The sequence below is a fragment of the Bradyrhizobium sp. Bra78 genome, assembly GCF_024519855.1.
GTDB classification, from domain to species: Bacteria; Pseudomonadota; Alphaproteobacteria; order Rhizobiales; family Xanthobacteraceae; genus Bradyrhizobium; species Bradyrhizobium japonicum_G.
Genome location: NZ_JALJRE010000016.1, coordinates 79,873 through 96,811 on the forward strand (window position 1 = coordinate 79,873; position 16,939 = coordinate 96,811).

The following is a 16,939-nucleotide window of genomic DNA, read 5'->3' on the forward strand; positions in this document are numbered from 1 at the left end:
TAGGCCTCGACCTCGACACCGTCAGACGCGAGCTCCTTAGAATGATCATCGACGCCTGGATGCAGCACCCGAACGCCGCATGGATCGGGAATCCGAGGTTCGATCGTTGCGGCGCTGAAGACCAGCAAGACGGGCGGACGAGCGCATCGCCAGCCTCCACCTCGGCGTCGACGCCCGTTCGTCATTCCCCGACCGACAACGCGCGTCGCCAGTTCAAGGTGGCCTGATCTTCCGCAACCCGAGACCCCGAACCGAAGGATGACCGATGCCCTGGACCATTGAACGCAAGCACCCCCACGTAGCCGTGGTGACGATGAACACCAACAAGGTCAACGCGCAGAATCCGGCCTTCTTCGCCGAGCTCCACGCGGCGTTCGATCGTCTGGAATCCGAGTTCGCCGATTGCGCCGTCGTGCTGACCGGATCGGGCGCGGTGTTCACGGCGGGCCTCGACTTCGATCATCATTTTCCGATGTTCGCACGCCGGTCGATCAAGGAGATCGATGCCTGGTTTGACGCATACCGCGCGACGAACCTGCGCCTCTTCACGTATCCGAGGCCCACCGTGGCGGCGATCAACGGCCACGCCTACGCCGGCGGGTTCATCACCGCGATCGATTGCGATCACCGGATCGCCAGCGAAGGCCCGCTGCAGTTCGCGTTGAACGAGGTGCCAATTGGAATTCCGATGCCGGCCGTCTACTGCGAGATCATCAAGCATGCCATCGGTCCGCGATCGGCGTTCGAGATGACGCTGTTCGGTCAAATCTACGATCTCGCCGCCGCCAAGCGTCTCGGCGTCGTCCAGCAGACGGTCGCGCCGGAAAAGCTGCTGGAGACAGCCGTCGCCTGGGCGGCGCTGGTGCCGCCAGATTGCCATGCGGCGTACGCCTTCTCGAAGCGTGCGCTTCAGGCGACCACGATGGCCGCCATCGATGCCGCGGCCCGCCTCGACAAGGACCTGCTGTCGCGTGGCATGTCGGATCTCGGAAGCATCCGCGCCCACACGCGACGCTACAAGCAATTGAAGGGCAAGGACGTGACCTGGCCCTTGCCCGCCTAGGCGCCATCCGAAGGAGGACGTGAAGTAGAGGCCATCGAAAAGAACGAAAAACAGGAGGGACTGATGCACGGCGGCCAGGCAACCGACGGTTCGTCGATCACACCGAGCTACGTCAGCGGAGGGTCGATGACGCCCCTCCTGGGCATGACGATCGGCGACTGCTTCGATGCCACGGTCCGCGCCCACCCCGATCGCCTCGCTTTGGTGGTGCGGTCTCAAGGCGTCCGATGGACGTACCGCGAGCTTGCCGCGGTCGTCGATCGCTTCGCGAGCGGCCTGGCTTCGCTCGGTCTCGTCGCGGGCGAACGCGTTGGCATCTGGTCGCCCAACAACGCCGAATGGGTGGTCACGCAGTTCGCCACCGCAAAGCTCGGATTGATCCTCGTCACCATCAACCCCGCCTATCGTCCGCAGGAGTTGGAGTACGCGCTGCGAAAGGTCGGATGCGCGGCGCTAGTCACAGCGACCGCGTTCAAGACGAGCAACTACATCGGCATGCTCCGTCAGATCGCACCGGAGATCGCGACGGGCATTCCGGGACGATTGAACCTTCAGAAACTGCCGGACCTGCGCACGATCATTCAGATCGGCGAGACGACGACTCCAGGCCTGCTTTCATTCGAGGGCGTCTGCCGCCGCGGCTCGACTGCCTCTCCTCCGCGCGTGAAGCTACGTTTCGACGATCCGATCAACATCCAGTTCACCAGTGGCACGACCGGCGCTCCCAAAGGCGCGACGCTGACCCATCACAACATCCTCAACAACGGTTACTTCTGTGGGCAAGCCCTCGGCTTCGGTCCCGATGACAGGCTCTGCATTCCCGTTCCCTTTTATCACTGCTTCGGAATGGTCCTGTCCAACCTGACCTGCATCACGCATGGCGCGGCCATGATCGTCCCGGGCGAAGCCTTCGATCCGCTGGGCGTGCTCGAGGCCGTCCAAGCCGAGCGGTGCACGGCGCTGCACGGCGTCCCGACGATGTTCATCTCGATTCTGGAACACCCCACCTTCTCCAGTTTCGATCTGTCGTCGCTCCGCACCGGCGCCATGGCCGGCGCTCCCTGCCCGGTCGAGGTCATGCGTCGCGTGATCGGCGAGATGGGCATGGGCGAAATCACCATAGCGTACGGCATGACGGAGACGAGCCCGATCAGCTTTCAGAGCGATCGGGGCGATCCCCTGGAACGGCGCGTGTCAACGGTCGGCCGCATCCAGCCGTACGTGGAAGTGAAGGTGATCGACGAAGCCGGCGACATCGTCCCGCGCGGCATGCCGGGCGAACTCTGCACGCGCGGCTATTCGGTCATGCGAGGCTATTGGGACGACCCGGACAAGACCGCGCAGGCGATCGACGCAGCCGGCTGGATGCACACGGGCGATCTCGCCACCATCGACGCCGACGGCTATTGCAACATCACCGGTCGCATCAAGGATCTGGTGATCCGCGCCGGCGAGAACATCTATCCGCGCGAGATCGAGGAATTCCTGTATCAGCACCCGAAGGTGCAGGATGTCCAGGTATTCGGCGTTCCGGACCCAAAGTACGGCGAGGAGGTCTGCGTCTGGATCCGTCTCAAGGACGGGCAGACGTGCGACGAAGAAAGCATCCGATCCTTCTGTCGCGAGGCGATCGCCCACTACAAGATTCCGCGCTTCATCCGCTTCGTGGACGCCTACCCCATGACAGTGAGCGGCAAGGTTCAGAAATTCATCATGCGGGAAGCGATGGTGCGAGAACTCGCGCTGCAGGAAATCCGCACGGCGTGATCGCATCGCCTCAAATAGAAGGGCCCTTCAATGATCAACCTTTACACATGGCCGACCCCGAACGGTCACAAGGTCCAGATCATGCTCGAGGAAATCGGCCTGCCCTACACGGTGCATCCGATCGACATTACTCGCGGCGCGCAGTTCGATCCGGATTATCTGGCGCTCAATCCCAACAACAAGGTGCCGACGATCGTTGACGGCGACGGTCCGGACGGCGCCCCGATCACGGTGTTCGAGACGGGTGCGATCCTCATATATCTCGCGGAGAAGACGGGCCGCTTCATGCCTTCGGACGCGCGCGCGCGATGCGAGGTGATGCAATGGCTCATGTGGCAGATGGGAGGGCTCGGCCCGATGCTCGGCCAGGCACAACATTTCCATCGCTACGCCACCGAGAAGGTGCCGTACGCGATCGAACGGTACACCAACGAGGGCCGACGACTGCTGACCGTGATGGAGCGAAGGCTCGACGGGCGCGACTATCTGGCCGGAGAGTATTCGATCGCCGACATTGCCTGCTTCGCCTGGGTCCGCATCCACAAGATGGCCAACCAGAGCCTCGACGACCTGCCGCGGGTCTCGCGCTGGTATGCGGCCATCCGCGCCCGGCCGGCAGTGGAGCGGGGTATCAAACTGTTGCTGGATCAGTGGGTCGACGTGACGAAGAGCGAGCAAGCGCGGACGAATCTCTTCGGCGGTCCGCAGTACGCGTCGGGCGCCGCCAGATCGCCCGGAACCAACTAGCCATGTCCACAAAAGTCACCCTCTACGTCGATTACCGCAGCCCGTTCTCCTATCTCGTCAAGGAAGAAGCCTACGCGCTCGCACGAGATTTCGATGTGACACTGCTCTGGCAACCCTTCACGATTGACCTTCAGGGAGCTTACGGCGGCGAAGTCGAAGAGAGGACCGACCGAGACTGGCGCAAGGTTCGCTATGCCTACATGGACGCGCGGCGGCTTGCTGCGCGCCGCAATTGGATCATCCGCGGTACAACTAAAATCTTCGACCCTACGCTCGCGCATACGGGAATGCTGCTCGCGTCACAGACCGACGAATCTGTATTCCGTTGCTATCACGATACGCTCTGCGAGCGCTTTTGGCGCAGAGACCTCGACATCGAAGACACGGGAGCGATCAGGAGCCTCCTCATCGAAGCAGGCGCGGAAGGCCGCGCCTTCGACGAGTTGATTTTATCCGGCGAAGGGGTCCGCCGATGCCGGACGATCGCTACGGAAGCCGAAGAGCGGGGTGTCTTCGGTGTCCCGACATTCGTGCTGCAGGAAACCGGCGAGCTTTTCTGGGGCAGCGATCGGGTCTGGCTGCTGCGCGAGCGACTGTCGGGGACCGGCAGTCAGCCGCGTTGTCAGAATGGCTGTCAGAATGAAATCTGAGGGTTCGTGCTAAGCCATTGAAACACTGGAGCGGGTGAAGGGAATCGAACCCTCGTATTCAGCTTGGAAGGCTGCTGCTCTACCATTGAGCTACACCCGCATCTCGCGTTCACCTAACACGGTCGGGCGGCGGTCTCAACCGCCCCGGACCCTTCTTTCCCACCTCGTGGGCGGACTTGTTCCAGGCCCTCGGCCCTGCCCCTTAACGACGGCTGGATTTCGCCCTATATTGGGCGTCCCGAAACCAACGAAAGGAGGTGATCCAGTGTCTCTTACCAAGCGCTGTCACCTCGCTGGGATCGCCCGCTAAGCTCCAGATGGAGGTTGGCATCGGGGCGCTCTCAGCCCTGGACCAGCGAGCAAGAAATCGGGCGCGACGGGGCCTCCCCGCCGCGCCTTTTTCTTTGGAAATTGCCTTGATGGGGAGGTCGGCCCGATGGCGGCCGGTTCAGTTCGCGCGAAGTCGCTCGCGCAGTGCAACGGCGGCGATCAGCGTACCGACGCACCAGGCCAAGGCGGCGCGGTGAGGTTCGCCGCCGAGCAGCACCGTGAAGATGCTGGTCAGCAGGCATGGGACGATTGCCTTGCCGGTCCGGCTCGCGAGCGAGAGCAGGAATGGCAGCGCGGCCATCGAAACTTGCAGGACACTCATTGTCGCGCGTCACTTCGGCCGGAAGGTTCTAGAAGCCACTGACACCCGGTGCACGCGGCTGCTTGCCGCGGCGGCTTTCGACGATCCGCTCGCCGCCGTTCTCGGCCGAGCTGCCGTAGTAGCGATGGTGGCCGGACTGGTCGTGCAGATCCGCTGCGTCGGACTTTCCCGCCCGACGCGCGTCGCAGATGATCTTGATGGTCGACATGGCCGCCTCCGAAGTGTTCTTGGTGGCCATCAGTCGCGCCAGTTTCGGGCGCCGTTCACACCTTTGGGCCGCAATCGGGTTTCCGGAAGGTTTCGTCGCCGGGCCCGGGACGCAATATTTTCCGCAGCCCATTGTCGGCCGCGACGGTGGTGATACGTCCTTTGGACGCGCGCAGCAAAAATCAACGAGGTGACGATGCTTTACGCCATCCTGGCCTATCACGTGGAAGACGAGATCCTGTCCTGGACGCCCGAGACGGACGCCGCGGTCGTGGCCAAGGTCATCGAGGTTCAGGCTCCCTTGCGGGCAAGCGGACATTTGGGGCCGGCCGCCCGCCTGGATGAGACCCGAAAGGCCCGCACCTTGCGCGGCCCCGGCGCAGGCATGGTGCTGGACGGCCCGTTTGCCGAGACCAAGGAGCAGCTTCTGGGCTTCCACCTCGTCGAATACGATACGGATGAAGAGGCGCTCGCCGCGGCGCGGACGCTGCGCCAGGTCAATCCGACTGCGGTCTACGAAATCCGACCGGTCAAGCTTTACGTGCCGGCCGACGGGTTCGGTGCGACGACATCGAAGGAATGACCGTCTGGCCTACGAGTCCGCTCCGGTCGGCGCCGCGTAGAAGCGCTGGATCAGGAGCCCGCCGAAGGCGATGAACCACACGAAGGGTGCGATGTGCGGGGCAAACGCCGCCGCGATCGTGCCCGGGATGAACACCAGCAGCGGAAACAGCGATGCCATGAGTTCCTGGCGCCAGCTCCCCAGGATCACCCACCACAGCCAGGCGTTGAGGCCGGCGATCGCGGTCAGGTTCAGGCCGTAGAGCACGGCGACCGAGCTGCTCATGGCGTAGTTGGTGTAGAGGCCGTTGGTCACAGGCAGCAGCACGATCGACAGCAGGAAAAACAGATTGAGCATCACCGCACCGCGGCTGCCCACCGGCTGGCGCGCCAGCCGCCGGTGATGGCTGATCCAGAACACGCCGGCGATGATGAAGCTGAGCGCAAAGCCCGCGAGCTTGCCCGAATAGACCCGGGCAAGATCGTTCCAGTCGGGCGCGCCGGTGAACACAGCCGCCTTCGGCAGGTCGTAGGCGAGCAGCGTCATGGCAACGCCAAAGATGGTGTTGCTGAGCGACTCCAGCCGCCGCATCTCGAACTGCTCGGGCCGGGGGTCGGTCATGCCGGGTGTGCGCTTTTCGGGCTGGAACTTCGGGCCGTCTTGTCCCTAGGTCTTAACACCGGTTCGGTCCAGCCGCATTGCGATTCGCACCGCGATAGCCGACTCTCACCCTTTCACCCGGGGCGATTCGTGGCGACATATCTGGAGACGCTCAATGCGGAGCAGCGCCGCGCCGTGGAGCATGGCGTGGCCGATGGTGCGACCGTGGGCGCGCCCCTGCTCGTCATCGCCGGCGCCGGCTCCGGCAAGACCAACACGCTGGCCCACCGCGTCGCGCATCTGATCGTCGCGGGTGCCGACCCGCGCCGCATCCTGCTGATGACGTTCTCGCGCCGCGCCGCCGCCGAGATGGCCGGCCGGGTCGAGCGCATCGCCCGGAAGGTGCTAGGGGAGAACAATGCCGCGATCATGCGCGACGCCTTGAGCTGGGCCGGCACCTTCCACGGCATCGGCGCGCGGCTGCTGCGCGAATATGCCGAGCGGATCGGCGTCGATACCGCCTTCACCATCCACGACCGCGAGGATTCCGCCGACCTGATGAATCTGGTCCGGCACGAGCGCGGCCTGTCGAAGACAGAGAGCCGCTTCCCCGCCAAGGGCACCTGCCTGTCGATCTACTCGCGCTGCGTCAATGCCGAGATGGAGATCGAGAAGGTGCTGGGGGTGCACTATCCCTGGTGCGCCGGCTGGGCCGCCGAGCTGAAGGGCCTGTTCGCGGCCTATGTCGAGGCCAAGCAGGCCCAGCACGTGCTCGATTACGACGACCTGCTGCTCTACTGGTCGCAGATGATGAGCGATGCGCTGATTGCCGATGAGATCGGCGGCCGCTTCGATCACGTGCTGGTCGACGAATATCAGGACACCAACCGCCTGCAGTCCTCGATCCTGCTGGCGCTGAAGCCTGACGGGCGCGGCCTTACCGTGGTCGGCGACGACGCGCAATCGATCTACTCGTTCCGCGCCGCCACCGTGCGCAACATCCTGGATTTTCCGCAAAGCTTCTCGCCCCGCGCGGAAATGATCACGCTCGACCGCAACTACCGCTCGACGCAACCCGTGCTGGCGGCGGCCAACGGCGTCATTGGGCTGGCGCGCGAGCGCTTCACAAAAAACCTCTGGACCGACCGCACCTCGTCGCACAAGCCGCAGCTCGTCACCGTGCACGACGAGGCCGACCAGGCGCGCTACATCGTCGAGGAGGTGCTGGCCAACCGCGAGCAGGGCGCGCTGCTCAAGCACCAGGCGGTGCTGTTCCGGACGTCCTCGCATTCGGGCCCGCTGGAGATCGAGCTGACCCGCCGCAACATCCCGTTCGTGAAATTCGGCGGCCTGAAATTCCTCGACGCCGCCCACGTCAAGGACGTGCTGGCGCTGTTGCGCTTCGCCGAGAATCCCCGCGACCGCGTCGCCGGTTTCCGCATCCTGCATCTGTTGCCGGGCATCGGGCCTGCGACCGCGCAGCGCGTGCTCGACCAGATGGCGGAGAGCACCGATCCGCTCGCTGCGCTCGGCCAGCTCCCGGTGCCGCCGCGCACGGGCGCGGACTGGACCGACTTCGTGCGCACGGTCGAAAATCTGCGCTATTCGGAATGGCCGGTCGATCTCGAACGCGTGCGGCTCTGGTACGGGCCCCATCTCGACCGCATCCACGAGGATTCCGAGACGCGCCGCGCCGACCTGATGCAGCTCGAGCAGATCGCCAGCGGCTATGCCTCGCGCGAGAAATTTTTGACCGAGCTCACGCTCGACCCGCCCGATGCAACCAGCGACAAGTCCGGGCCTCCCTTGCGCGACGAAGACTATCTGATCCTCTCGACCATCCACTCCGCCAAAGGCCAGGAGTGGAAGTCGGTGTTCGTGCTCAACGTCGTCGACGGCTGCATGCCGTCCGATCTCGGCGCCGGCACTTCCGCCGAGCTCGAAGAGGAGCGCCGCCTGCTCTATGTCGCGATGACGCGCGCCAAGGACGACCTGCACCTCGTCGTGCCGCAGCGCTTCTTCACTCACGGCCAGGCCGCCAAGGGCGACCGCCACGTCTACGCCTCGCGCACCCGCTTCATCCCGGAATCCCTGGTCCATCTGTTCGAGCGCACTGCCTGGCCGAAGGCCGCAGCGGGCGCGGGCCGCACCGCGGCGCAAGGACCGAAGATCGACATCGGCGCGCGGATGCGGGGGATGTGGCGGTAGCGCCGGGGCTAGGCGTTCAGCCTGTCGAACTGGACCTTGCCTGCCTTCATCACCAGCGGAATGCGCTCGCCCTGGCCGAGCAGGCAGGCCACATCGCGCAGCGGATTACCGTCGACCACGAGCAGGTCCGCAATGGCTTCCGGCGCGATGCGGCCAAGCTTGCCCTCCATGCCGAGCACCTCGGCACCGATCAATGTCGCGCTGGCGATGACGGCGCGCGGCCCGAGAATCTCGGCGCGAATGCGGAATTCGTCGCTCTGGAGCCGCTGGGAAGGTCCAAGCAGGTCGCTGCCAAATCCCATTTTGACACCGGCATCGCGGTAGATCGCGAGCGAACGCAGGCCGGCGTCGCGGACATCGGCGATCTTGGCCACGCTCTCCGGCGGCAGGCCATATTGGGCGCCCTCGTTGGCCAGCGCCTCGTAGGTGACGAGCGTCGGCACCACATAGGCGCCCTTCTCTGCCATCAGGCGCGCAGTCGGTTCATCGACCAGATTGCCGTGCTCGATGGTGCGCACGCCGCAGCGAACCGCGCGTTCGATGGCGGCAGCGGTGTAGGCATGGGCCAGCACATAGGTCTGGCGTCCGCGTGCCTCTTCGACGATGGCGCGAATTTCGTCCTCGGAGTAGCCGAAGGCGCCGACCGGGTCGGTCGGCGAAGCGACGCCGCCGGAGGCCATGATCTTGATCTGGTCGGCCCCCATCTGGAGCTCTTCCCGCGCCGCCCTGCGCACGCCATCGACACCGTCGGCGACGCGCGCCAGGGCGCCGACGCGCACGCAGCACGGACATGGTGCATCGCTCGCCAGATAATCCGACCGCGCCCGCATGTCACCGTGGCCGCCGGTCTGACTGAGCGCACGGCCGGAGACGAACAGCCGCGGGCCGTCGGTCAGGCCGGTCTCGATCGCCTGCTTCAGCGCATGGCCGGCGCCGCCGGCATCGCGGACCGTGGTGAAACCACGCCGCAGCATGCCGCGCAGCAGCAGCGTCGAGCGCAGCGTCACCAGCACGTTCGGCATGTGCACCTGCTGCGCCAGGTTGAGCTCGACCGCCACCGCATGCACATGCAGGTCGATCAGGCCGGGCATCAGCGTCTTGCCCTTCAGATCGATGGTGCGATCGGCGGTGACCTGGAGCGGCCGGTCCGAGATCTCCTTGATCGAATTGTCCTCGACCAGCACGTGATATCCCTCCAGCAGGTCCGGCTGAAGCGGATCGAGCAGAGCGGCGTTCTTGAAGAGGGTACTGGGCATGGTCGTTTCCTGTCTGGTCAGGACCTGTCGGTCGTCAGCAACGCGGGCAGCGCGAGCTGGGCGAATGGGAGACACGCGGCGACGTCGTCCTCGCCGTACCAGCCCGCCTCGTGGAGCAGGTTGAGCGAGCCGAGCGTACGCCCGCGCCAGCGCACGGGCATGTTGAGCACGCTCTCGCAGCCGAGCGTGGCGATCAGCTCGTGGTCGGAGAACACCATGCGCAGATCGTCCTGGGTGCGGCCGATATAGGCCTCGCCGCGCTCGAGCACGGCCTCGGTCCACGGGCCCGGCACGAGGCGCTTGCGTCCGCCGGTCGGATACGGGCCCGGGAGATTGGAATAGACCCGCGCCGCATCACCGCTGTCACCGTCATAGGTCAGGATCGTGAACAGCTTGTGCCCGATCGCCGACTTCACGGCCTGGTCCAGCGCCGCGAACAGCGCACCTGGTTGATCCGCCCTGCCCTGCGCCGCCGCGACGGCACAGAGCAACGGATCGGCCTGGCGTTTCACCTGCGTCATGCAACCTCACCCGCCGCAATCTCCTCCAGCGAACGGCCGCGCGTGCGAACGCCCATGAGCACGACGGTCACCGCCCCGAGCAGCAGCACGGTGGTGGTGACGCCGAACACGCCGGCGAAGCCGAAATTGGGATAGAGATAGCCGACCAAGATCGGCGAGACGATCGCCCCGATCCGGCCGATCGCGGAAGCGAGCCCGGCACCGGTGGTCCTGACCGGCGTCGGAAACACCTCCGCGGTATAGGCATAGACGCCCGCATAGGTGCCGTTCATGAACAGGGACAGGAAGATTCCCGCCAGCATGATGTGCTGGTCGCTCTGCGCAAAGGCGAGCCCGAGCGCGCTGGCGCCGCCGAGCACCATGTAGGACGCGATCGTCGCTTGCCGGCCGATGCGCTCGTTGAAATACGCGGCGCTGAAATAGCCGGGAATCTGAGCGCAATAGATCGCGATCGAATAGGCGAAGCTCTTGGTGATGCTCATTCCGTTCTGGACCAGCAGGCCGGGTATCCAGACGAAGAAGGAATAATAGCTGAAGGTGATCGTCAGCCACATGATCCAGGTCATGATGGTGATGCGCGCCTGCCGGCCTGCGAGGAGCGCGGCGAAATTGGCGAGCAACGTTCCGGTCGCACCCTGCGGCACGACGGCTTCGACCACCGGCTGCGGCAGGACATAGCCCTGGCGTGCAAAGCCCGCCTCGATCCCGTCCAGCAAGGCTTCGGCTTCCTTCTCCCTGCCCCGGCTTTCCAGCCAGCGCGGCGATTCCGGCAGCGCCCTGCGCCACCACAACAGCATGATGACCGGCACCGCGGTGATGACCAGCACGATGCGCCAGCCGTTCTCATAAGCGGGAACGATGAAATAGCCGAGCAAGGCCGCCGCGACGAAACCGAAGGAGAAGAAGCCCGCCAGGGCACCGGTGAAACTGCCGCGGTAGCGCCGCGCCACGAACTCGGCAAGATACGGCGCGATGATCGCGCTCTCCGCGCCGGTGCCCATGCCTGCGACGACGCGGGCGGCGAAGAAGGACGGCCATGCATCGACCATGGCGCTCGCGATGGACGCCGCGCAATAGAGCGCAAGTGCAGACATCATCACCGCGCGGCGGCCGATCAGGTCGCCCAGCGTCCCCGCCAGCAACGCGCCGAACAGGAAACCGATATAGGTGCTGCTGCCGAGCACGCCGATCTGCACGCTCGACAGATTCCACGCCGTGCGCAGCACCGGCAGGATGAAGGCCAGCACCGCCGCGTCCATCGCGTCGAACATGTAGCCGAGCCCGCCCATCAGCAGCAGATGCTTGTGGAAGCGTGCGAACGGAAGGCGCTCGATGCGCGCCGATATCATCGACATGAAAGTCCCCTCAGTCTGGCGGCCCGGCGCACCGCGTGTTCCTTGGGAACCATAGACAAGGTGACATTATCGTCATAATTTATAATCATGATCTAATATATCACCATGGTGAATGTTCATGTCGTTCCGCGCGCTCGACCTCAACCTCCTGAAAGTCTTCGAGGCGCTGATGACCGAGGGCAGCGTCACGCGCGCGGCTAGTGCGCTGACGATGACGCAGCCCGCGGTCAGCAATGCGCTGGCGCGGCTGCGCGACGCGCTCGGCGATCCCCTGTTCGTGAGATCCGGTACCGGAATCCGTCCCACCCAGCGTGCCGTGGTGCTGTGGGGGCCGATCGGCGAGGCACTGGAAAGCGTGCGTGGCGCACTCGACGAGCAGGTGTTCGATCCCGGCCGCGCGCAGACCGAGTTCAGCCTGTCGATGTCGGACTACGTCTCCTCGCTCGTGATGCCGGATCTCCTCAGCCATCTCGGCAAGGTCGCGCCGAAGGCGCGGGTCCATACCGTCCCCAACACCATCCTGGAGATCGCCGACCAGCTCGAGGACAACAGGGTTGACTGCGTCATGAGCGTCTATGTCAACGAGGCGCAGCAGCCGGCGGCCATTCGCTCGCGCTCGCTGTGGACCGTGGACTATGCCTGCTTCATGCGGCGTGGCCATCCGTTCGCGGGCATGAAGCGGCTCAGCACGCGCGCTTTCCTCAACGCGGGACACGTCGATGTCAGCCTCGCGGGCAAGACCTTGCCGTCCTACGACCTCTTCCTCGCCTCGCGCGGGCTGTCGCGCAACCTGGTCGCGACCGTCAATCACTACAGCGCCGCCTACGAGGTCGTGCGCCAGTCCGACCTCATCGCCGTGCTGCCGAGCGACCTGCGCTCGCAATCAAGGCATGCGCCGTTGCTGCATGCCATGTCGCTTCCGCTCAAGGCGCCGCCGCGCATCGTCAGCCTGTTCTGGCACCAGCGCAACGACACCGTGCCGGCGCAGCGCTGGCTGCGCGAAACGCTGGTCGAGATGTTCGCCAGATCCGATTGAGCCCGCCGGTGCGGTGAAAAACCGGAAACCATGCCTTTCCCGGAGCAGCATTGTCGAAACGGCCGTCGCGCCCTAGCTGCACAGCAAACAGTTTCCTCCCACAGGACGGACGCCGCTTGCGCCCGACAGAGACCTCATCAATGACCGCACCGCTTCAATTCGGACTGGATACTTTTGGCGACGTCACCAGGGACGCCTCCGGCGCCATGCTTGCCCACGCGCAGGTGATCCGCAACGTGGTCGACGAGGCGGTGCTGGCCGACGAGATCGGCCTCGACTTCATCGGCCTCGGCGAGCACCACCGCGCCGACTTCGCGATCTCCTCGCCGGAGACCGTGCTGGCCGCTATCGCGTCGCGCACCGGGCGCATCCGTCTCGGCTCGGCCGTGACGGTGCTGAGCTCGGACGATCCGATCCGCGTGTTCCAGCGCTTTGCCACGCTCGACGCGCTCTCGAACGGGCGCTCCGAGGTGATCCTCGGCCGCGGCTCGTTCACCGAATCCTTTCCGCTCTTCGGCTTCGACCTGCGTTCTTACGAGGCGCTGTTCGAGGAGAAGCTCGATCTTTTCGCAGCCCTGTTGTCGCAGCAGCCGGTGACCTGGGAGGGCAAGCTGCGTCCACCGCTGCGAGATCAGCTGGTCTATCCCCCGGTCGAGAACGGCACGCTGAAGACCTGGATCGGCGTCGGCGGCAGTCCGCAATCGGTGGTGCGCGCCGCGCATTACGATCTGCCCTTGATGCTCGCGATCATCGGCGGCGATCCCGCGCGCTTCGCCCCCTACGTCGATCTCTACCACCGCGCGTTCAAGGAGTTCGGCCGGCCCGCACAGCCGATCGGCGTGCATTCGCCCGGCTACGTCGCCGACACCGACGAACAGGCGCGCGAAGAGCTATGGCCCGACTACAAGGCGATGCGCGACCGCATCGGCAAGGAACGCGGCTGGCCGCCGATGGGCCGCGACGAGTTCATCAGCGAGGCCGAGCACGGCTCGCTTTATGTCGGCTCGCCGGAAGCGGTCGCGCGCAAGATCGCGAAGACGGCAAAGGCGCTTGGCGTCTCGCGCTTCCAGTTGAAGTATTCGGCGGGCCCGCTACCGCACGAGAAGCTGATGAAGAGCATCGAGCTTTATGGGCGGAAGGTGGTGCCGATGGTGCGGGAGATGATGGGGTGACCGGGCCTGGCGTGTTTTGATTCACGTCAAGCCGTTTAGCCGCGTTTCCCGGCTAGAAGGAAGCTCCCGCACAGATCACGCGAGAGTTCAGGTAATGCCATCTCTTCCAAGGAAGCCCAGGCAAGGTCGCCCCAGGAAAGCGCAAGCAAAGCCCGTCAGGCGCAAGACGGCGGCGCGCGCGCAAGCACTCAAGCTCAGTCCCGTCGAAAGATCGCTGGTGGAGCAATCGTCCGCGGGCGCGCTCGAGACAGAACTGGCGGCGCTGGACAACGTCCTCAATGGTTTCCCCGCGTTACCGCCCGACAGCGACCCCGTCCAGGCCATGCTCACAGGCGCCGCGCCGGATGACGCCAGGCGTCTTCAGGCACTTCTGGTCGGCAAGGAAAGCAAACGTGCGAAGCGGCAGACCAGCGACGAACTCGCCGAGGACTGGCGGTTGGGCGGCTACCCCTACAAATCCCGTATGTTTCGCCGCGACTATGAGGAGCAGAAGTTCGTTCTCCAGACCGAGCTACTGAAGCTGCAGAACTGGATGAAGGAGACCCGACAGCGACTGGTCCTGCTGTTCGAGGGCCGCGACGCCGCCGGCAAGGGCGGCGCCATCAAGCGCTTCATGGAGCATCTCAATCCCCGTGGAGCCCGTGTCGTGGCCTTGGAGAAGCCGAGCGACGTCGAGCGCGGCCAATGGTATTTCCAGCGCTACGTGCAGCATCTGCCGACGGCAGGCGAGATCGTGCTGTTCGACCGGAGCTGGTACAATCGTGCCGGCGTCGAGCGCGTCATGAACTTCTGCTCGCCCGCAGAGTACGATGAATTCCTGCGCCAGGTTCCGGAATTCGAACGCAACCTCGCACGCAGCGGCCTGCATCTCATCAAGTTCTGGTTCTCGGTCAGCCGCGAGGAACAGCGGCGGCGCTTCAAGGAGCGTGAAGGTCATCCGCTGAAACAGTGGAAGCTGTCACCGATCGACCTCGCCTCGCTCGACAAATGGGACGACTACACGCGGGCAAAGGAAGGAATGTTCTTCCACACCGACACCGCGGACTGCCCCTGGATCGTGATCAAATCCGACGACAAGAAACGCGCACGGCTGAACGCGATGCGCTACGTGTTGCACGCCATGCCGTACGCCGGCAAAGACACCAAACGCATCGGTATGGTCGATGATCTCCTGGTCGGGCGCGCGAACGTGATCCACGAACGCGAAGAGCACACAAGATAGGACGAGAACGCGATCAGGCCGACTGCGCCTGTTAGCTGCGTTCAAACCGCTCGGTACATGTCTTGCGCTGACATTCTGCTCGCTTGCCCAGCCGTAGCTCGCGAAGCGAGCGAAGGCTGGTGGGGGAGGCAGGACTCGAACCTGCGAAGCCATGAGGCGGCTGATTTACAGTCAGCTCCCTTTGCCACTCGGGACACTCCCCCGCTCGACGGCAGCACAATCGGCCGGACCTTGCCGGCGGACCGAAGACGGCCATGGAACGTGAAGGCCGCGACAGCCCGGATGGGGGCGCGACCGGGCGCGGTTATCGGCGAAGCCGTGGGGTAAAGTCAACCGAGGCGAACGGTTAAAATCGCCCTCGAAGCCACCCAAATTGCCATATTCGGGGACCCATGACACAAGCAAGCCCATGAAGGATCGAAAATTCATCCCCAGGGGGCCCCGTGGAGGGGCTAAGCCCTTCAACAGACCGGATAAATCGGCCGGCCGGCCGGCTTGGCGCAATCGCGATTCGGACACCGACGGGCCTGTCATCCTCTATGGCTGGCACACGGTCACCATGGCGCTCGCCAATCCCGCGCGACAGATCCGCAAGCTGACCCTGACCGAGAACGCCGCAAGGCGCCTTGCGGACGAAAACATCGAAACCCGCGTCACGCCCGAAATCGTCCGGCCTCAGGAGATCGACCGGCTGCTCTCGCCCGACGCCGTGCACCAGGGCCTGCTTGCCGAGGCAGATGCTCTGCCCTCGCCCGACATCGAGGACTTGGAGCAGGACGGCATGGTGCTGGTGCTCGACCAGATCACCGACCCGCACAATGTCGGCGCGATCCTGCGCTCCGCCGCAGCGTTCGCGGTGAAGGCGATCGTCACCACCGCGCGCCACAGCCCGGAGGCGACCGGCGTGCTGGCCAAGGCCGCCTCAGGCGCGCTGGAGCTGGTGCCCATGGTGACGGTGCAGAACCTCGCCCGCGCGCTCACCGAGCTGAACGGGCGCGGCTTCCAGACCGTTGGCCTCGATAGCGAAGGCAGCGCGGACCTCTCCGAGGTCGTCCTGCGCGAGCCACTCGCGCTGGTGCTCGGCGCGGAAGGCAAGGGCTTGCGGCAATTGACCCGCGAGACCTGCAGCGTCGTCGCACGGCTCGACATGCCCGGCGAGATCAAGAGCCTCAACGTCTCGAATGCCGCCGTGCTCTCGCTCTATGTCGGCGCGAGCCGCCTCGGGTTGATGAAGCGGTAGGGCTTTTTCGAGCGAAGTGGATACCGGTTCGCGCAAGGAAAACACGTCAAAGCAAGAATCTCAAACAAAACGCCCGTCCGCATCGCGCGGACGGGCGTTTCGTCATTCAAGCGATCAAGCGATCAGTAGTAGCGGCGCAGCACGCGGTGGCCGCCGTAATACGGCGCATGGCGAGGAGCGTAGCCATAGCGCGGACCGTAGCCGTAGTGCGTGCGCGGCAGATAGCCGGCGCGCGGGCCGTAGCCATAGCGATACGGACGATAGTACGGCCGACGATAGGGATAGGCACCCGGCGTTGCGACCGCGGCGGCGCGATAGCCATAGCCGTTTCCATAGCCATAGCCGTGGCCGTAGCCGTAATTGGCCGGCGCGACGACCGCGTCTTCACGATAGGTCGGATACGGCGCGAAGGCGCCCGGGCCGGTGTAGGTCGGGCCCTGGTTGACGTAATAATACTGCGTGGTCGGCTCGGCGAGACGCTCATAGGCGCCATAGCCGTAGCCGGCCCCATAGCCGCCGCAACCGGTGTTGCAGCCGGAATAGACCGGGACAATCGGCTGGCACGGATTGAAGCCGCAGGCCGCGGCGGGCGCGGTGGCGACGAACATCACGGCAGCCGCCGCGACCAGTCCCGAAATCATCTGACGCATTACTCTCTCCTGTTGATTTCCGTTTGTTGGA

General features: G+C 64.8%; 18 protein-coding genes and 2 tRNA genes. 11 read left to right on the top strand and 9 right to left on the bottom strand.

What is annotated here, in order from left to right; all coding sequences use genetic code 11:
* Positions 1-41: 41 nt before the first annotated feature.
* The 5 genes from OC450_RS29070 (at position 42) to OC450_RS29090 (ending at position 4,227) form a co-directional block, all read left to right on the top strand.
* A complete protein-coding gene (locus OC450_RS29070; protein WP_166468951.1) occupies positions 42-227 on the top strand; it encodes a hypothetical protein in 186 nt (61 codons plus the stop codon).
* A 38-nt stretch (positions 228-265) separates the two neighbouring features.
* Complete coding sequence (locus OC450_RS29075; protein ID WP_262049141.1) at positions 266-1,063, top strand: enoyl-CoA hydratase/isomerase family protein; 798 nt, start codon at positions 266-268, stop codon at positions 1,061-1,063.
* A 63-nt stretch (positions 1,064-1,126) separates the two neighbouring features.
* The gene (locus OC450_RS29080) at positions 1,127-2,830 is read left to right on the top strand and encodes an AMP-binding protein (protein WP_262049142.1); all 1,704 of its coding nucleotides are present in this window, start codon (positions 1,127-1,129) and stop codon (positions 2,828-2,830) included.
* Between the two features lie 30 nt (positions 2,831-2,860).
* A complete protein-coding gene (locus OC450_RS29085) occupies positions 2,861-3,577 on the top strand; it encodes a glutathione S-transferase family protein (RefSeq protein WP_166468948.1) in 717 nt (238 codons plus the stop codon).
* A 2-nt stretch (positions 3,578-3,579) separates the two neighbouring features.
* Complete coding sequence (locus tag OC450_RS29090; RefSeq protein WP_262049143.1) at positions 3,580-4,227, top strand: DsbA family protein; 648 nt, start codon at positions 3,580-3,582, stop codon at positions 4,225-4,227.
* A gap of 26 nt (positions 4,228-4,253) precedes the next feature.
* Here the strand turns inward: OC450_RS29090 and OC450_RS29095 are convergent.
* From OC450_RS29095 to OC450_RS29105, 3 genes are all read right to left on the bottom strand, one after another.
* A tRNA-Gly gene (locus OC450_RS29095) sits at positions 4,254-4,327 on the bottom strand.
* 348 nt (positions 4,328-4,675) lie between these two features.
* A complete protein-coding gene (locus tag OC450_RS29100; protein WP_211386889.1) occupies positions 4,676-4,879 on the bottom strand; it encodes a hypothetical protein in 204 nt (67 codons plus the stop codon).
* 28 nt (positions 4,880-4,907) lie between these two features.
* Positions 4,908-5,117, bottom strand: a complete 210-nt coding sequence (locus tag OC450_RS29105; protein ID WP_249129608.1) for a hypothetical protein — start codon at positions 5,115-5,117, stop codon at positions 4,908-4,910.
* Between the two features lie 165 nt (positions 5,118-5,282).
* Between OC450_RS29105 and OC450_RS29110 the strand changes: the two genes are divergently transcribed.
* Positions 5,283-5,669 (top strand): YciI family protein, encoded by a 387-nt coding sequence (locus OC450_RS29110; protein WP_211386888.1) that lies wholly within the window; start codon positions 5,283-5,285, stop codon positions 5,667-5,669.
* 9 nt (positions 5,670-5,678) lie between these two features.
* On the opposite strand, the gene OC450_RS29115 is transcribed toward OC450_RS29110, so the two are convergent.
* Positions 5,679-6,269 carry a TMEM175 family protein gene (locus OC450_RS29115; RefSeq protein ID WP_211386887.1) on the bottom strand — a complete coding sequence of 197 codons (591 nt, stop codon included), beginning with the start codon at positions 6,267-6,269 and terminating at the stop codon, positions 5,679-5,681.
* A 129-nt stretch (positions 6,270-6,398) separates the two neighbouring features.
* Between OC450_RS29115 and OC450_RS29120 the strand changes: the two genes are divergently transcribed.
* Positions 6,399-8,456, top strand: coding sequence for an ATP-dependent helicase (locus tag OC450_RS29120; protein ID WP_256807761.1), 2,058 nt, complete (start codon positions 6,399-6,401; stop codon positions 8,454-8,456).
* Positions 8,457-8,464: 8 nt separating this feature from the next.
* Here OC450_RS29120 and OC450_RS29125 read toward each other — a convergent pair whose 3' ends face one another.
* Genes OC450_RS29125 through OC450_RS29135 form a run of 3 tightly spaced genes read right to left on the bottom strand, consistent with a single transcriptional unit; the run spans position 8,465 to position 11,588 of the window.
* The gene (locus OC450_RS29125) at positions 8,465-9,712 is read right to left on the bottom strand and encodes a metal-dependent hydrolase family protein (protein WP_256807762.1); all 1,248 of its coding nucleotides are present in this window, start codon (positions 9,710-9,712) and stop codon (positions 8,465-8,467) included.
* Between the two features lie 17 nt (positions 9,713-9,729).
* Positions 9,730-10,233 (bottom strand): GAF domain-containing protein, encoded by a 504-nt coding sequence (locus tag OC450_RS29130; RefSeq protein WP_256807763.1) that lies wholly within the window; start codon positions 10,231-10,233, stop codon positions 9,730-9,732.
* On the bottom strand, positions 10,230-11,588 hold the full coding sequence (locus tag OC450_RS29135) for an MFS transporter (RefSeq protein WP_262049144.1): 1,359 nt from the start codon (positions 11,586-11,588) through the stop codon (positions 10,230-10,232). Before OC450_RS29135 ends, OC450_RS29130 begins: the two co-directional genes overlap by 4 nt.
* 112 nt (positions 11,589-11,700) lie before the next feature.
* On the opposite strand from OC450_RS29135, the gene OC450_RS29140 reads away from it, so the two are divergent.
* The 3 genes from OC450_RS29140 (at position 11,701) to ppk2 (ending at position 15,018) form a co-directional block, all read left to right on the top strand.
* Positions 11,701-12,624 (top strand): LysR family transcriptional regulator, encoded by a 924-nt coding sequence (locus OC450_RS29140; RefSeq protein ID WP_315986404.1) that lies wholly within the window; start codon positions 11,701-11,703, stop codon positions 12,622-12,624.
* 140 nt (positions 12,625-12,764) lie between these two features.
* The gene (locus OC450_RS29145; RefSeq protein WP_262049146.1) at positions 12,765-13,796 is read left to right on the top strand and encodes an LLM class flavin-dependent oxidoreductase; all 1,032 of its coding nucleotides are present in this window, start codon (positions 12,765-12,767) and stop codon (positions 13,794-13,796) included.
* Between the two features lie 94 nt (positions 13,797-13,890).
* Positions 13,891-15,018 (top strand): polyphosphate kinase 2, encoded by a 1,128-nt coding sequence (gene ppk2 / locus OC450_RS29150; protein WP_211386880.1) that lies wholly within the window; start codon positions 13,891-13,893, stop codon positions 15,016-15,018.
* 117 nt (positions 15,019-15,135) lie between these two features.
* Here the strand turns inward: ppk2 and OC450_RS29155 are convergent.
* Positions 15,136-15,221 (bottom strand) — tRNA-Tyr (locus OC450_RS29155).
* A 206-nt stretch (positions 15,222-15,427) separates the two neighbouring features.
* Between OC450_RS29155 and rlmB the strand changes: the two genes are divergently transcribed.
* A complete protein-coding gene (rlmB, locus tag OC450_RS29160) occupies positions 15,428-16,258 on the top strand; it encodes a 23S rRNA (guanosine(2251)-2'-O)-methyltransferase RlmB (RefSeq protein ID WP_262049147.1) in 831 nt (276 codons plus the stop codon).
* A gap of 122 nt (positions 16,259-16,380) precedes the next feature.
* On the opposite strand, the gene OC450_RS29165 is transcribed toward rlmB, so the two are convergent.
* On the bottom strand, positions 16,381-16,908 hold the full coding sequence (locus OC450_RS29165) for a hypothetical protein (protein ID WP_262049148.1): 528 nt from the start codon (positions 16,906-16,908) through the stop codon (positions 16,381-16,383).
* Positions 16,909-16,939: the final 31 nt, after the last annotated feature.

Excerpts from the sequence above, each read along its gene's own strand:
- OC450_RS29085 (WP_166468948.1), top strand. The coding sequence starts at position 2,861 with ATGATCAACCTTTACACATGGCCGACCCCGAACGGTCACAAGGTCCAG.
- OC450_RS29090 (WP_262049143.1), top strand. The coding sequence starts at position 3,580 with ATGTCCACAAAAGTCACCCTCTACGTCGATTACCGCAGCCCGTTCTCC.
- OC450_RS29165 (WP_262049148.1), bottom strand. The coding sequence starts at position 16,908 with ATGCGTCAGATGATTTCGGGACTGGTCGCGGCGGCTGCCGTGATGTTC.
- OC450_RS29130 (WP_256807763.1), bottom strand. The coding sequence starts at position 10,233 with ATGACGCAGGTGAAACGCCAGGCCGATCCGTTGCTCTGTGCCGTCGCG.
- OC450_RS29070 (WP_166468951.1), top strand. The coding sequence starts at position 42 with ATGATCATCGACGCCTGGATGCAGCACCCGAACGCCGCATGGATCGGG.
- OC450_RS29140 (WP_315986404.1), top strand. The coding sequence starts at position 11,701 with ATGTTCATGTCGTTCCGCGCGCTCGACCTCAACCTCCTGAAAGTCTTC.
- OC450_RS29110 (WP_211386888.1), top strand. The coding sequence starts at position 5,283 with ATGCTTTACGCCATCCTGGCCTATCACGTGGAAGACGAGATCCTGTCC.
- OC450_RS29105 (WP_249129608.1), bottom strand. The coding sequence starts at position 5,117 with ATGGCCACCAAGAACACTTCGGAGGCGGCCATGTCGACCATCAAGATC.
- OC450_RS29100 (WP_211386889.1), bottom strand. The coding sequence starts at position 4,879 with ATGAGTGTCCTGCAAGTTTCGATGGCCGCGCTGCCATTCCTGCTCTCG.
- rlmB (WP_262049147.1), top strand. The coding sequence starts at position 15,428 with ATGAAGGATCGAAAATTCATCCCCAGGGGGCCCCGTGGAGGGGCTAAG.
- OC450_RS29080 (WP_262049142.1), top strand. The coding sequence starts at position 1,127 with ATGCACGGCGGCCAGGCAACCGACGGTTCGTCGATCACACCGAGCTAC.
- OC450_RS29125 (WP_256807762.1), bottom strand. The coding sequence starts at position 9,712 with ATGCCCAGTACCCTCTTCAAGAACGCCGCTCTGCTCGATCCGCTTCAG.
- OC450_RS29115 (WP_211386887.1), bottom strand. The coding sequence starts at position 6,269 with ATGACCGACCCCCGGCCCGAGCAGTTCGAGATGCGGCGGCTGGAGTCG.
- ppk2 (WP_211386880.1), top strand. The coding sequence starts at position 13,891 with ATGCCATCTCTTCCAAGGAAGCCCAGGCAAGGTCGCCCCAGGAAAGCG.
- OC450_RS29075 (WP_262049141.1), top strand. The coding sequence starts at position 266 with ATGCCCTGGACCATTGAACGCAAGCACCCCCACGTAGCCGTGGTGACG.
- OC450_RS29145 (WP_262049146.1), top strand. The coding sequence starts at position 12,765 with ATGACCGCACCGCTTCAATTCGGACTGGATACTTTTGGCGACGTCACC.
- OC450_RS29135 (WP_262049144.1), bottom strand. The coding sequence starts at position 11,588 with ATGTCGATGATATCGGCGCGCATCGAGCGCCTTCCGTTCGCACGCTTC.